The following is a 15,040-nucleotide window of genomic DNA, read 5'->3' as shown; positions in this document are numbered from 1 at the left end:
GGCATTCTGACGGTACCCTCTCTAGAATAGCATCGCAGGCGGCCTCAGTCAAGCCTTTTCGAGCATCCCAAAAAAACGGTCATCAGTGACCGCTGTTGCGCGGTCATGATGCCAGCCACTCTGGCCCTGACGCGGCCTGCCAAGCCATTCGAGCATCGCTGCATGAAAACCCGGGCACTGCGATCCTCGAAGCGAACAGCATGAGCTGTAAAAAATGATCATTTGTATAAATGATAGAAATGATGAGAAATATATAAGTAGTCCAGAAAATGCGCATCACAAAACCAGCACGCCCACTCGTCACCTGCCCCGACAGCGCTCGACTGCCGCTGCAGCGGCTCACCAGCTACTCGCCTTCCCCTTCAGGAGCAGTGCACTGCCTCTGCAATGACCACTTCCTCAAAATCACCCATTGTAGACAGAGAACGACCATGTTATACTGTGAAACTGCGTTCCTGGCTGCATATCAATATGACTGCAAGTCCAGGGATCGATGACCGGCCACCTGGCCAACTCGCTCGTTCGTGAGCGAGCGAGCGAACGAACTAACCAACTAACCGACAAAGCAACTCACCGGCTAGCCAGCCGGCCAGCTGATCAGGGGCCTGGCCCGCCCGCAGCCGCGCCGCAGCAGAATACGGCAGCAAACCTGGCCGCGCGCAGCCCGGCTCACCAGCAGCGCGCCAGCGCGGGTCGGCCTGCGTCCGGTCTCGGTCCCAGCGAGGAGGATCGTTCTACTATGACGGCTCTTGCCCAGCAGCCGCCCGCCCCCGGCCAGCTCGTCGAGGTGCGCCAGCGACGCTACGCCGTGGCCAATGTGCGCAGCGGCCCGACGCGCCCTCTGATCATCTATGAGCAAGGTTTCTTCTTTCTCCGTTCCCACGTTGTTAATGAGCATCAGCCCTATCACATTGTCACCTTGACCTCGATCGAGGACGACGCCCTTGGCGAAGAGCTGGAAATCATCTGGGAGCTGGAGCCAGGGGCCCGCATCGTCGAGGAACGCGCCCTGCCCGAGCCTGATGGCTTCGATGCCCCCGAACGCCTCGATACCTTCCTCAACGCCGTGCGCTGGGGCGCCATCGCCAGCGTCGATACCCAGGCTCTGCAGGCCCCCTTTCGCAGCGGCATCGAACTGGAAGAATACCAGCTTGATCCCGTGGTCCGCGCGATCGAGATGCCCCGCGTCAATCTCTTGATCGCTGACGATGTCGGCCTCGGCAAAACTATCGAGGCCGGCCTCGTCACGCTGGAGCTGCTCCTGCGCCACCGCGCCCGCCAGGTGCTGATCGTCTGCCCCGCCTCCTTGCAAATGCAGTGGCGCGACCAGATGCGCGATAAGTTCGGCCTCGAGTTCCGCATTCTCGATAGCGAGCGCATGCGCCGCCTCCGCCGTGAGCGCGGCCTCTATGTCAATCCCTGGACCCACTTCCCTCGCCTGATTACTTCGATCGATTTTCTCAAGCGCGAGCGTATGCTCAATCTCTTTAGCGAGGCGGTCGAGGCCCAACGGGCCGAGGCAGCGGAAGATGCGGAACAGGCGGAGGAGCCGCCAGTCCTGCGGCCCGCTCCGCCCGGGAAAAAGTCCAGGCCCAAGGAGCAGAAGCGTAAGAAGCCCTCCTATATGCGGCCTTTCGATCTGTTGATCGTCGATGAGGCCCACAATGTGGCCCCCGCCGGGCGCGGCCTCTATGCCACCGATTCTCAGCGCACGCGCGCTCTGCGCCGCATCGCTCCCTACTTTGAACATAAGATTTTCATTTCGGCTACGCCTCATAATGGCTACCCCGAGAGCTTTACGGCCCTCCTGGAGCTGCTCGATCCCCAGCGCTTCGCGCGCGGCGTGCCCGTGAATCCAAAACAGTTGCATCAGGTGATGGTGCGCCGCTTGAAATCCGATCTGCAGGCCTGGGATGGGGCGCCGCGCTTCCCTCAGCGCCGCCTGGAGCCGCTGGTCGTCTCCTATACCGAGGAGGAGCGCCACCTCCATCGCTTGCTGCAGAAATATGGGCATCTGCGCCTGGCCCGCACTCAGGAGAACAGCGAGGAGCGCCTGGCCGCCGAGTTCGTGCTGAAGTTGCTCAAGAAGCGCCTCTTCTCTTCTCCCCAGGCCTTTTATCTGACGCTGAGCCAGCATCGGGAGACGCTGACGGGCCTCTCTTCTGCCGGCTCGCCCGGGCGCGGACGCCAGCGCCCCGGTGTGCTGCGCCGGCAGCTTGAGGAGCTGGAGGAGGAGAGCGACGATGATGCCGTTCTGGAGGAGGTCCAGCAGGCCGCGCTGGAGGAGGCCAGCCGTGTGCTCTCTCAGCCTACTCCTGAGGAGCTGCACTTGCTCGATGAGTTGGTGACCCTGGCTGAGAAGGCCTGCGCTCAGCCCGATAGTAAGGCCCGCGTCTTGATGGATTGGCTGCGCCAGACGCTCTGTCCCGACGGCCCCAGCTCCTGGTGCGCTGAGCGCGTGATTATCTTTACTGAATATCGCGCTACGCAGAAGTGGCTCTACGAGCTGCTGAACCGCAACCGCCTGGCCCAGGGTGAGCGTCTGCTCTTGCTCTACGGCGGGATGCCCCTGGCCGAGCGCGAGCGCGTCAAGGCGGCTTTCCAGGCCGATCCCCAGCAGTCGCCGGTCCGTATCTTGCTGGCGACCGATGCCGCGTCCGAGGGTATCGATCTGCAGAATTATTGTCATCGCCTGGTCCATTATGAGATTCCCTGGAACCCGATGCGCCTGGAGCAGCGCAATGGGCGCGTCGATCGCCACGGCCAGCGCGCCGCTGAGGTGAATATCTATCATTTTGTTAGTAGTAAGTATCGCGATGTGCCGCCGGGGGCGCTGGAGAGCTTTATGGTCGGGGAGTTGGAGGATGATCTGGAGTTTCTGGCCCATACGCTGCGCCGCGTGGAGGCTATCCGGACCGATCTGGGCAAGGTGGGGCCGGTGATCGCTGAGCAGGTGGAGGAGGCGATGTTAGGCCGCCGCCGCACGCTGGATACGCGCCGCGCTGAGCAGGAGGCGGCTCCTCTGCGGGCGCTGCTACGTCAGCAGGAGCGCCTTGAGGAGCGCGTCCGTCTGCTCCATGAGCGCTTGCAGCAGAGTGAGCGCGAGCTGCAGATTACTCCTGAGAATGTGCGGGCGGCGGTGTCGGTGGCGCTGGAGCTGGCGAAGCAGCCTCCTCTGCGTCCGGTGGAGGTGCGCGATCCCCACGGCGCGCGCCCGCCATTGCAGGCTTTTGCGGTCCCGTCTCTCTCTGGCAGTTGGGCCGCTTGTAAGGAGGGCCTGGCCCATCCGTTTACGGGCGAGGAGCGCCCGCTGGTCTTTAATCACGTTCAGGCTCGTCAGCGCGATGATGTGGTGCTGGCGCATTTGAATCATCGCCTGGTGGCGATGTCGCTGCGCTTGCTGCGCGCTGAGATCTGGTCGTCCGGCGAACACCGTAAGTTGTTCCGCGTGACGGCCCGCCTGGCTCAGGCCCCTTCTTCGGCTCAGCCTGTGGTGGTGGCGCATGCGCGCCTGGTGCTGCTCGGTGGCGATAGTCAGCGCCTGCATGAGGAGCTGCTGGTCGCCGGCGGGGAGCTGCGTCCGGGGAGGCTGGTCCCTCTTGCTGAACGGGAGTTGGAGTATTGGCTCTCGCGGGCTACGCCTGTGCTGGCTTCTGAGAAGGATCGCGCTCGCTTGCAGAAGGTCTGGCCCGCCTGCCGCGAGCCGCTCCTTCAGGCCCTGCAGGTTCGGATGGCGGAGCGCTTGAAAAGTTTGCTCCGCTCGCTCAAAGAGCGCGAGAAAAAGGAAATGCGTGATATGCGCGCCATTCTCGATGAGCTGCGCCGCTCGATTGAGGCGGAGCTGGAGCAGCCTTCGGTGGCTCAGCTTGAGCTGTTCTCGGATGTTGAGCGTCAGGAGCGTGAGCACAATTATGCGGCCCTGCGCCGCCGCTTGCAGCAGATCGATCTGGAGCTTGAGCAGGAGCTTGAGTTGATCCGCCATCGCTTTGAGAATCCGCAGCCGCGCCTCTTCCCGGTGGCGCTGACGTTCTTGATCCCGGAGCATCTGGCTTCTTGAGGTGCGCTGTGGCGGGTCGGCAGGGAACGGATCGGGACCTGCTCTTCTGGCTGGTTCTTGCTCCGCCGCGCGGGCTGGCTGCTGGGGAGGCTCTGCTCTCTCTGCTCTCGGACTGGTTGAGCGGTCATCTGCCAGGCCTGGCCGGTTGGCTGGCGGATGCTGATGCTGGGGCTGGCCACCGCTGGGGCTGCTCGCTCCCCGGTGGGGCTGTTTGCCCTCTCGATCAGCCGGCATTTGTTGTCTAGGTTAGGAAAGGTGGCTGTCGTATGTCCGTTGCTCGTCAGCATGCTGAGTGGCTGTCGTTGTTGGAGATTTCCGGCCCCTTTTTGAGTCTGGATGTGGTGCAGCGGGTCTTTCCCCAGGGCCTGGATATGGCGCGGGATGAGGGGGAGGTGCGCCGCGCTCTGAAGGCGGCGTATCAGGAGTGGGCGGCGTCTGAGTCCGGCTGGCGCGCGGAGCCTCGCTTGCATGAGCTGTGGCTGCGCTTTGTGCTGACCGAGGTGCTGGACTGGCGCCCGGAGTGGCTGGCTGAGGGGGAGCGCTTGCCGCCCGATCTTCAGGCGCCGGTCCCCGATCCTGATCCGACCTGTACGGAGGTGCTGCGCCCCAATCTGGCTCTGTTGGAACCGGATACGGGTCGCCCGCGGGTGCTGGTGCAGTTCTGGCCGCCGACGCAGTCGCTGGAGAAGGCGCCGCCCAAGGCTCAGTGGCATGCTTCGCCGGCGACGCGCATGATGGAGCTGTTGCATGCCTGCGATGTGCGCCTGGGCCTGGTGACGAATGGGGAGCGCTGGATGTTGGTGCATGCGCCGCGCGGCGAGACGACCGGCTATGTGACCTGGTCGGCCCCTCTCTGGTTGGAGGAGCCGCTGACGCTGCGCGCTTTCCGCGCGTTGTTGTCGCCGGAGCGCTTGTTTGGTGTCCCCGCTGAGGAGACGCTGGAGGGCTTGCTGCAGCAGAGTGCGGCGTATCAGCAGGAGGTGACGACGCAGCTCGGCTATCAGGTGCGCCGCGCGCTGGAGGTGCTGATCCATTCGCTGGATGAGGTGGACCGCGATATGGATCGTGAGCTGTTGCGCTCGGTGTCGGAGGAGCGTTTGTTTGAGGCGGCGCTGACGGTGATGATGCGCCTGGTGGTCTTGCTGTCGGCTGAGGAGCGCGGGCTGTTGTTGCTGGGGAATGCGATTTATGATCAGAATTATGCGGTGTCGACGCTGCAGGCGCAGTTGCGTGAGTTGGCCGATCAGGTGAGTGAGGAGGTGCTGGAGCGCCGCTTTGATGCCTGGTCGCGCTTGCTGGCGACCTTCCGTCTGGTCTATGCCGGCTCGCCTCTCCCAGAGCTGGAATTGCCCGCTTATGGTAGCCCGCTCTTTGATCCTGATCGCTTCCCGTTCCTGGAGGGCCGCCCCGAGGGGTCGCAGTGGTATCGGACGCCGGCCCGCCCTCCGCGGGTGCATAATCGGACGGTGCTGCATTTGTTGGAGGCGCTGCAGTTTTTGGAGGCGCGCGGGCTGGATGGGTCGCTGGAGCGGCGCCGCGTCTCGTTCCGCGCTCTGGATGTGGAGCAGATCGGCCATGTCTATGAGGGCTTGCTGGATCATCAGGTGCGTCGCGCGCAGGAGCCGATTCTGGGTCTGGCCTGGCCGCGCCGCCGTGAGTGTGAGGTGCCGCTGCGTCGCCTGGAGGAGGAGCTGGCGAAGGGCCGTGAGGCGCTGCTGAGCTTTCTGGCTGAGTGTACGGGGGCTGAGGTGTCGGCGCTGGCTCGCGCCCTGGATCGCCCGCCGGAGCAGTGGCCGTTCCGTCTCGATCATTTGCGGACGGCTTGCGATAATGATGAGACGCTCTTTGTGCGGGTGCGTCGCTTCGGGGGGCTGTTGCGGACGGATACGTTCGGGAGGCCGCTGGTGATTTTGCCGGGGTCGTTCTATGTGACGGAGGGGCCGGAGCGCCGTGTGACGGGGACGCATTATACGCCGCGCTGGTTGACGGAGGAGCTGGTGCGCTTTACGTTGGAGCCGCTGGTCTATGCGGGGGTGGCCGAGGGCCGCCCGCCGGAGGAGTGGCGCTTGCGTTCGCCGCGCGAGATTCTGGGGCTGCGGGTCTGCGATTTTGCGATGGGGTCGGGGGCGATTCTGGTGCAGGCTTGTCGCTATCTGGCGGAGCGCTTGCAGGAGGCCTGGCGGGCCTGCGAGGCGGCTGAGGAGGCGGCGGCGCTGCGGGAGGGTCGCGCTCCGCGCCGTCTGTCGTTGCTGGGGGTGCCGCTGCCGGAGGAGGCCGAGGAGCCGGAGGCGCTGCCGCCGGAGGCGGCGGAGTTGCCGTCGCTGGCGGCGCTGACTCCTGATGGGCGCCCGCGCCGTCAGGAGCTGGATGAGCCGCTGCCGGAGGAGGCTGAGGAGCGTGAGGCGCTGGCGCTGCGCCTGGTGGCGGAGCATTGTCTCTATGGGGTCGATCGCAATCCGTTGGCGGTGCAGATGGCGCAGGTGTCGCTGTGGTTGGTGACGATGCGCCGCGGGCGCCCGCTGCTCTTCTTGGGCCATGCCCTGCGCTGCGGCGATTCGTTGGTAGGGGTGGGCCTGGAGCAGTTGCTGCGCTTTTCGCTGAAAGAGGAGGAGACCGTCGAGCGCCCGTGGCTGGCCGAGCTGGTGCGCCAGGTGCTGGTGCTGGCGCTGGAGCGGCGGCGGCGCATCCATGCTCTGGCAGAGACGGATCTTTACGCGGTGTTTATGAAGCAGTTGTGGCAGGAGGAGGCCGAGCGGGCGATGGATGTGGTGCGCCTGGGGGCCGATTTGCTGGTGGCGCTGGAGTTGCAGCCGCCCGAGCGGCGCCGCCAGGTGGACGGGGAGCTGGTGCAGGAGTATGCCGTCCTGGTGGCCGGCCTGCAGGAGCGGCTGCGCGAGCCGCTGGCGGCCCTGACGCAGGTGCTGCAGGAGGCGGCCTATCAGCGCCTGCGGGCGCGCGTCGATGCGCTGCTGGAGAGGCGGCGCCCCTTCCATTGGGTTTTGGAGTTTCCCGAGGTCTTTGTGAACGAGGCGGGCGCTGAGGGCGCGACGCCGGAGGCCGGCTTTGATGCGCTGGTGAGCAATCCGCCTTTTATGGGAGGCCAGCGCATTACGGGGGCGCTGGGGACGCTCTATCGCGAGTATCTGATTCGCTGGCTGGCGGGGGAGAAGCGGGGCAGCGCCGATCTGTGCGCCTATTTCTATCTGCGGGCCACGGGGCTGGTGCGCCAGGGTGGGCTGGGCGGGCTGCTGGCGACCAATACGATCGCTCAGGGCGATACGCGCGAGGTGGGCCTGGAGCAGATCGTCGCCCGCGGCTGGTCGATCGCGCGCGCCGTCAGCAGCCGGCGCTGGCCGGGCGAGGCCAACCTCTATGTTGCCCAGGTCTGGCTCTATCATGGGGACTGGCGCGGGCCAAGGCTGCTGGATGAGCGCCCGGTGAGGGCCATTTCCTCGTTCCTGCGGGCCAGCGAGGAGGGCCAGGGGAAGCCCTATCCTCTGGCGGCCAACGCGGGCAAATCGTTTCAAGGCTCGATTGTGCTCGGAATGGGCTTTGTGCTCACGCCCGAGGAGGCCGCCGGGCTGCTGGCCAAAGACCCGCGCTACCGCGACGTGCTCTTCCCCTATCTCAGCGGCGAAGACCTGAACTCGCGCCCGGACCAGGCGCCGAGCCGCTGGGTCATCAACTTCCATGATTGGCCGCTGGAGCGCGCCGAGCAGTATCCCGAGTGTCTGAAGATCGTGCGCGAGAAGGTCAAGCCGCAGCGTGACCTGCTGGGCCAGCGCGACAATCAGACAGCCAAAGATCGGGCCAAGCGCTGGTGGCTCTATGGACGTAGAGCCTCTGCGCTCTACGCTACGATTAAGGGGCTGGAGCGGGTGCTGGTACGGGCGCGAATTGCCGATATGCATGCCATCACCTGGGTCCCCGCTGGCTGGGTCTATAATGAAAAAGTTGTTGTCTTTGTCGACTGTCCCTTTGCCTTGCTCCAGTCTAGCATTCATGAAGTCTGGGCGCGTGCCTACAGCTCTACGCTGAAAGCAGATATGCAATATACCCCCTCCGACTGCTTTGAAACCTTTCCCTTCCCGGCGGACCTCAGCGGCCTGGAGGCCATCGGCCAGCGCTACTACGACTATCGGCAGGGGCTCCTGCGCGCCTGGCAGATCGGCCTGACCGCACTCTACAACCGCTTTCACGATCCCGGCGACAGGCGGCCCGAGCTGCAAGAGCTGCGCGCCCTGCACCGCCAGATGGACGAAGCCGTCGCCCGCGCCTACGGCTGGCACGACCTCGACCTCGGCCACGACTTCCACGAGACCGCCCAGGGCCTGCGCTACACCCTCAGCGACAGCGCGCGGCGCGAAGTCCTGCGGCGCCTGCTGGCCCTCAACCACCAGCGCCACGCCGAAGAGGTCGCCCTGGGCCTCAAAGCCAGCCGCAAAAAGCCGGCCAAGAAGCGCCCGAGCGGCAGCCAGCGGCCACAGCCGCCAGCCCCGCCGGACCAGAACGAGCACCAGCCCGGGCGCCTGCGCGAGCGGGCCGGCCCCTACCAGCTTGAACCGCTCATCCCCCTGACCGAGCCAGCCGACGCCGACCAGCAAGAGCAGCCCGACGACTCCGGCGACAGCGCCGCCTGGGGCCTGGCCCACGGCTAGCGCGGCAGCGCGTCGCGCCGGCGGGGCGGCTACCCCGCGTCGACCCCAGGCCGGTCAGCAAGCAGCCGCTTTTACTTGAACAACCTTTCATGTTACTCGATATATTTCCTTTCGTTAGAAATAACAGAAGGGAAGCGTAGACGCCGTAGCGACCTCCGGCCTGACGCCCCTCCGGCGCACACCAGAGAAGCGGCGCGCAGTCGGCCTGCAGCGGGGCCGACCCGACCCGACCGACCTGATCCGACGAACCTGACCGTCCCAGGGAGGAAAGCAAGGCATGTCACAGAGCCAACCGCAAGCGGAAGAGCAGCCACAGCAGCCGGCCAGCGCCGAGCCTGGCGGCGGCGCGCGGCCAGCCAATGACAGCGGGCCAGCGGCGGGCGTCGAGGGCCTCACCCCGTCCTCGGCAGCGAACCAGCCGCCGTCGGCGCCCGAGCCGGCGCCCACGCCCGAGCGGCTGCGCGACGAACTGCAGCAACTCATCATCAAAGACCTGCTCGGGCCAGTAGGAGGCCCGGAAGAAGAAGTCGAAGACGACCACGTCCGAGAGCGCTACCTGCTCGGCATCCTGGCCCCGCGCAGCGCCCGCCTCCAGCCCGAGCAGCTTGACGACCGGCCCCCGCTCGAAAGCAGCAGCGAAGAAGGCAGCAGCGAAGAGAGCACCCTCTACAGTCCCAGCCTCTGCCCCTCCTCCATTGGCCTCAGCTTCACCGTGGAAGGAGTGGTCAGCGCCCTCCTGGTCGAAGCCGCCTGGGGGCATTACCAGCGCACCGAAAGCCAGCACCCGCTTGAGAGCCAGAGCCGGGCCAGCCGGGTCTGGAAGCGGCAGCAGCGCCGGGGCAGCCTCCTGCTCCCCCTGCGCAACGGCGAACTAGGCCCCTGGTCCCCCTGCGACGAACAGCCCGACGTCCGCGTGCGCGGCCTGGCGCGGCGCATCGGCGAGCGCTGGTCAGTCTCCCTCTTCCTGGTCAACGAACAAGACGAACCCAAGCGCCTGAGAGACCAGGCCTGGGTCTTTCAACCCGAACTGAGCGTCAGCGCCCCGGACGGCGCCCCCATCTTTCGCCAGAGCCTCTTTGAGAGCCAGCTCACCCTGGCGGGCGGCCAGGGTGACCCCGAAGAGCAACAAATGGCCATGCTCTACCGCAACCATCCCACCTTTGCCATCGGCCACAACGTCAGCGTCCATGCCGACGTCCTGCCGGGCGACCCCACGCGCGCCACGCGCCTCAGCACCCGCGTCGTCCCCATCTACGAAGTCCCGCCGATGGAGGCCCCCACCGCGGACGAAATCCCCGAACTCAGCGGCCTCCTGCTGGACATGAAAGCCCTGGCCGAACTGGCGCCGGAGGACTACCGCCCGCGCCTGCAGCCGCTGGTCGAGGCTTACAGCGCCTGGATCGACCGCCAGCAAGCCAGCCTCAACGACCCGGCCAGCCGGCTCGGAGCGCACCGGCAGGTCGCCGAACGCGCCCTGGCCGAATGCCGGCGCGCCTGCGAGCGCATCCAGGCCGGCCTTGACCTGCTGGCCAGCAACCCCCAGGCCCAGCGCGCCTTTGCCTTCATGAACCGCGCCATGTGGCAGCAGCGCCTGCATAGCCAGTGGGCCGACGGAAGGCGCCACGGCAAAAGCGACCCCCTGGAGAGCTACGACCGCCCCGAAGGGCGCAGTTGGCGGCCCTTCCAGCTCGCCTTTATCCTCCTCAACCTGCCGGCCCTCAGCGACCCGCGCCATCCCGAGCGCAGCACCAGCCCCGAAGCCATCGCCGACCTCCTCTGGTTCCCCACCGGAGGCGGCAAAACCGAAGCCTACCTCGGCCTCACCGCCTACACCTTCGCCATGCGCCGGCTGCAAGGCAACCTCGGCGGGCGCGACAGCCAGCACGGCGTCGCCGTCCTCATGCGCTACACCCTGCGCCTCCTCACCCTCCAACAATTCCAGCGCGCCGCCGCCCTCGTCTGCGCCTGCGAACTCATCCGACGCGAGCAGCCCGAGATCTGGGGAGAGGTCCCCTTTCGCCTCGGCCTCTGGGTAGGCCAGCGCACCACCCCCAACACCACCGAACAGAGCGAAGAAGCCATCCAGCGGGACCGCACCCACCAATACCTGGGCAGCCTGGGAGGCATCGGCAGCCCGCACCAGCTCCTGGCCTGCCCCTGGTGTGGCAGCACCATCGACCCCGGCAAGCACATCCGCACCGAACCGGTCGGCAGCGCCCGCGGACGCACCTTCATCTACTGTGGCGACGAACTAGGCCGCTGCCCCTTCTGCCGGCGCAACAGCCCCGACGAAGGGCTACCTGTCCTCGTCGTCGACGAAGAGATCTATCGCCAGCCGCCGGCCCTCCTCATCGCCACCGTTGACAAATTTGCTCAGCTTCCCTGGCGCGGAGCGACCCAAATCCTCTTCGGGCAAGTCAAGAGGCGCTGCGAGCGACATGGCTTCTGGGGGCCGGACCTGCGAGACCGCTACGAACATCCCGCCCACCACAAAGGGCCGTTCTCGCCCCTCAAAGCGGCGCGCACCCGCGAGCATCCGCCCCTGCGCCCGCCCGACCTCATCATCCAGGATGAGCTACACCTCATCTCGGGTCCGCTCGGCTCCCTGGTGGCCCTCTACGAAAGCCTCATCGACCGCCTCTGCACCTGGGAACTGGACGGCCAGAGCGTGCGGCCCAAAGTCATCGCCGCCACAGCCACCGTGCGGCGGGCCAGCGAACAGCTCCATGCCCTCTTCCTGAGAAAAGCCCACATCTTTCCGCCCGCCGGCCTCAACGCCGAAGACAACTTCTTTGCCCGCCAGCGCCCCGAGCGGCCCGGGCGGCGCTACCTCGGCATCTGCGCCAGCGGGCGCCGCCTCAAAGCCGTCCTCATCCGCGTCTACGTAGCCTGCCTGGCGGCGGCCCAATACCTCTACGAGCGCTACGGCCCCAGCGTCGACCCCTGGATGACCCTGGTGGGCTACTTCAACTCCATGAACGAACTGGGCGGCATGCGGCGCCTGGTAGAGGACGACGTCCGCTCCCGTTTGGGACGCATGGACCGGCGCGGCCTGGCCCGGCGGCACACCCTGCTCCTCGAAGAACTCACCTCGCGCAAAAGCTCCGTCGACATCCCCAAAGTGCTCGACCAGCTTGAGCAGCCCTTTGGCCCTGGCCACGAAGGCAGTGAGCGGCGGCCCATCGACGTCCTCCTGGCCACCAACATGCTGTCGGTCGGCGTCGACATCAAGCGCCTGGGCCTGATGGTTGTCAGCGGCCAGCCCAAGACCACCGCCGAATACATCCAGGCCACCAGCCGTGTCGGGCGTGCCGCCCCGGGGCTGGTCTGTGTCGTCTTCAACTGGTCGCGACCGCGCGACCTCTCGCACTACGAAGCCTTCGAGCACTACCACGCCACCTTTTACCGGCAAGTTGAAGCCCTCTCCATCACACCCTTCGCCGCGCGGGCCCTGGACCGCGGACTGACGGCCCTGCTCGTAGGCTACGTGCGTCTCCTCGGCGAAGAATTCAACGACAACGGCGGGGCCCAGCATGTCAGCCAGGACGATTACCGGCTAGCCTTCCAGCGCTACACCAGAGCCGCCCGCCTTGACCTGCCGGTGCGAGCGCGGGCCGTCACGGGAGACGAGCGCTGCGGCGAGCTGGTCGAAGAGATGCTGGAGCAGCGTATCAAAGCCTGGCAACGCAAAGCGCGGGAACAAGAAGGCTCCGGCTCACTCCTGGGCTACACCGACCAGGCGAGCGACCAGCGAGTCGGTCTGCTCAAGCATGCCGGACAAGGCTCCTGGGACCTCTTTAGCTGCCTGGACTCCCTGCGCGACGTTGAGCCGACGGTCAAGCTGATCCTTGACGACCGCGAGCTGTTCGACGAGGCCGACGAGAGCGAGGGAGAAGGGAACCTGAGCGCGGGCGACGAGGCCAGCGCTGATCGTTCATCTTCGCAGACGGAAGGAGCAACTGAGGCATGAGTGGAAACGGATCGAAGCGAGCGGGCGCCGGGGCTGGCAAGAAGCGCGGGCTTCGGCAGAGTGTGGGCGAGCTGCGCCCCAGCCAATTCCTCTTCACCTATGGAGTCGGGGCCATTGTCGACCTGCCCTATCTCTCGGTGCTGGTCATGGGGCTAGAAGACTGGGAAAGCACCCTGCCCTATGGCCGGCCCGACGGACTCGAGTACATTCACGAGGAGCGTCTGCTCCAATCGGTGCGGGCCGTGCTGGGGCCGCAAGTAGAGCGGCTGCAGGCCCTGCCGCGCGCCGCCGAAGAGAACGGCCCGGCCAATCCCTTTGACCCCAGCAAGCTGGTTGGCATTCCGGTCACGCCATTCCCGCGCTGGCTGCTCTGTCCGGCCTGTCGCACACTGGCCTCCATCAGATCGGGCCTCTTTCAGCTGCGGACAGACCCCTTTCATCCCGATCGCTCGCGCTACGTGCACACCCACTGCCCCAAGCGTGGCAAGCCGCCGACGGTCTTGCCGGCGCGCTTCCTCATGGCCTGTCGCAACGGCCACCTGGACGACTTCCCCTGGCACTACTATGTACACCAGGGAAAGCCCTGTCCCCGTGCGCGTTTCAGGCTGATAGAGATCGGAGTGAGCGGCGAAGCCGCCGATGTGCAGGTGCGTTGCGACGAATGTGGCATTCAGAAGCCCATGTCTGAGGCTTTCGGCTCGGAGGCGGCCAAACATCTGCCGCCCTGCCCGGGGCGACACCCGCACCTGCGCCAGCGAGAAGACTGCAACGAAACGCCGCGGGCCATTCTGCTGGGGGCCTCCAATAGCTGGTTTCCCCTCTTGCTCTCGACCCTGGCGGTCCCTGAAGTCAGGGACCCGCTGGAGCAGCTTGTCATCCAACACTGGGCCCTTCTCTCCAAGGTGACCAGCCAGGAGGGGGTGACCCTGCTCAAGAGCATCGGTCAGCTCGCAGGCTCCCTGGAAGCCTATGAAGACGGGCAGATCTGGGCGGTAGTGGCCCGGCGCCAGCGTGAGCAGGAAGAGGAGGCTGAGGCGGGCGAGAGCAAGTATGGCGGGCCCTCCCTGCTCAAGGTACCGGAGTGGCGCGTCTTGAGCCAGCCGCAGAGCGTCCTTGACGCCGACGACTTCCGTCTCAAGCCCGTAGCGGTGCCGGACGGCTACGCCGACATTCTGGAGCGGGTGGTTCTCGTTGAGCGGCTGCGCGAGGTCCAGGCCATGATCGGTTTCACGCGCATCGAGGCCCCGGATGAGCTGCTCGACCTGAGCGCCAGCAGCCCTCAGAGCAAGCCTGAGCGTGTGCGCCTGAGTCGTCAGGGGCCGCGCTGGGTGCCGGCCATTGAAGTGCGTGGCGAGGGCATCTTTCTGCAGCTCCGCGAGGAGCCGCTGAGGGCCTGGGAAGAGCGGCTGATGGGCAGCCTCTACCAGAATGACTTTATCAAGGCGCACTGCGACTGGCGGCGGCGTCACAGTCTGCTCGCTGATCCGGGGACCTTTCCGGGCCTGCGCTATGTCCTGTTGCACTCGCTGGCTCATGCGCTGATCCGGCAGCTCACGCTGGAGTGTGGCTATGGGGCGGCCAGCCTTCGGGAGCGCATTTATGCCCTGGGGCCGGAGGATGAGGACGGACCGATGGCGGGCATTCTGCTCTACACGGCGGCGCCCGACAGCGAGGGCACATTAGGGGGGCTGGTGAGTTTGGGGGAGCCGGTGCAGCTCGGGCGGCACTTGCGGGCGGCCCTGGAGCATATGCAGATCTGCACCTCCGACCCCCTCTGCGCCGAGCATAGAGCGCTTGGCGACGGCTCGCTGCACCAGGCGGCCTGTCATGCCTGTTTGTTTCTGCCCGAGACCTCGTGTGAGCGGGGAAACAAGTATCTGGATCGCAGCCTCCTGGTACCGACGATTGTGCCAGAGCGGGCGGGGCTGGCCTTCTTTGGGGAGCTTTTCCCTGAGCTATTTATTGGTGGGCCAGTGAGCCGGTAAGTGGAGTGAAGGCTGAGCGCTTCGGGAAGCTGGCGAACGAGCAGCGGGTTGAGTAGGTGTCAGGTGCGGAGGAAGGCGAAGGGGGCAGGCCAGGTTCAGTCTGGCCTGCCTTGTTCTGCCGTGCTGATTTCTCTCTTCTTTTTTTCTTCTTCCATCCCCCAAGAGGCACAGAGAGCGTTTAGCTGACGCTGTATGGCGCTCCTGCGGCCTTTTTTTTGTCCTTCGTCGCCGGGTGGGGACAGAAGGCGGGCAGACCTCGACTACGGGCTAAGGTACTGAGGTGTAGTCGAGCGCTTCCCGTCCCATCGCAGGCGGGTAACGTGTTCACCCCTTACATCTCGCTCGTAGGGTCTGAGACATTTCAACTCCC

General features: G+C 65.8%; 5 protein-coding genes. All 5 read left to right on the top strand.

Annotation, left to right across the window (positions count from 1 at the left end; genetic code table 11):
• The first annotated feature begins 739 nt into the window (after positions 1 to 739).
• The 5 genes from drmD (at position 740) to drmB (ending at position 14,670) form a co-directional block, all read left to right on the top strand.
• On the top strand, positions 740 to 4,057 hold the full coding sequence (drmD, locus tag KTAU_RS12545; RefSeq protein ID WP_228026434.1) for a DISARM system SNF2-like helicase DrmD: 3,318 nt from the start codon (positions 740 to 742) through the stop codon (positions 4,055 to 4,057).
• An 8-nt stretch (positions 4,058 to 4,065) separates the two neighbouring features.
• Positions 4,066 to 4,302: a hypothetical protein gene (locus tag KTAU_RS12540; RefSeq protein WP_151728690.1), complete on the top strand. Its 237-nt coding sequence runs from the start codon at positions 4,066 to 4,068 to the stop codon at positions 4,300 to 4,302.
• Between the two features lie 21 nt (positions 4,303 to 4,323).
• A complete protein-coding gene (locus KTAU_RS21595) occupies positions 4,324 to 8,715 on the top strand; it encodes an Eco57I restriction-modification methylase domain-containing protein (protein WP_170293262.1) in 4,392 nt (1,463 codons plus the stop codon).
• A gap of 277 nt (positions 8,716 to 8,992) precedes the next feature.
• Positions 8,993 to 12,685, top strand: a complete 3,693-nt coding sequence (drmA, locus tag KTAU_RS12535; protein WP_151728689.1) for a DISARM system helicase DrmA — start codon at positions 8,993 to 8,995, stop codon at positions 12,683 to 12,685.
• Positions 12,682 to 14,670 (top strand): MrfA Zn-binding domain-containing protein, encoded by a 1,989-nt coding sequence (gene drmB, locus KTAU_RS12530; RefSeq protein ID WP_151728688.1) that lies wholly within the window; start codon positions 12,682 to 12,684, stop codon positions 14,668 to 14,670. The genes drmA and drmB overlap by 4 nt, the downstream gene beginning before the upstream one ends.
• Positions 14,671 to 15,040 lie beyond the last annotated feature (370 nt).

The sequence above is a fragment of the Thermogemmatispora aurantia genome, assembly GCF_008974285.1.
Lineage (GTDB): Bacteria > Chloroflexota > Ktedonobacteria > Ktedonobacterales > Ktedonobacteraceae > Thermogemmatispora > Thermogemmatispora aurantia.
The sequence above is the reverse complement of the archived record's forward strand: the minus strand, read 5'-3'. Positions and strand labels throughout refer to the sequence as shown.

Coding starts and splice junctions, on each gene's coding strand:
- drmA (WP_151728689.1), top strand. CDS start 8,993: ATGTCACAGAGCCAACCGCAAGCGGAAGAGCAGCCACAGCAGCCGGCC.
- drmB (WP_151728688.1), top strand. CDS start 12,682: ATGAGTGGAAACGGATCGAAGCGAGCGGGCGCCGGGGCTGGCAAGAAG.
- drmD (WP_228026434.1), top strand. CDS start 740: ATGACGGCTCTTGCCCAGCAGCCGCCCGCCCCCGGCCAGCTCGTCGAG.
- KTAU_RS21595 (WP_170293262.1), top strand. CDS start 4,324: ATGTCCGTTGCTCGTCAGCATGCTGAGTGGCTGTCGTTGTTGGAGATT.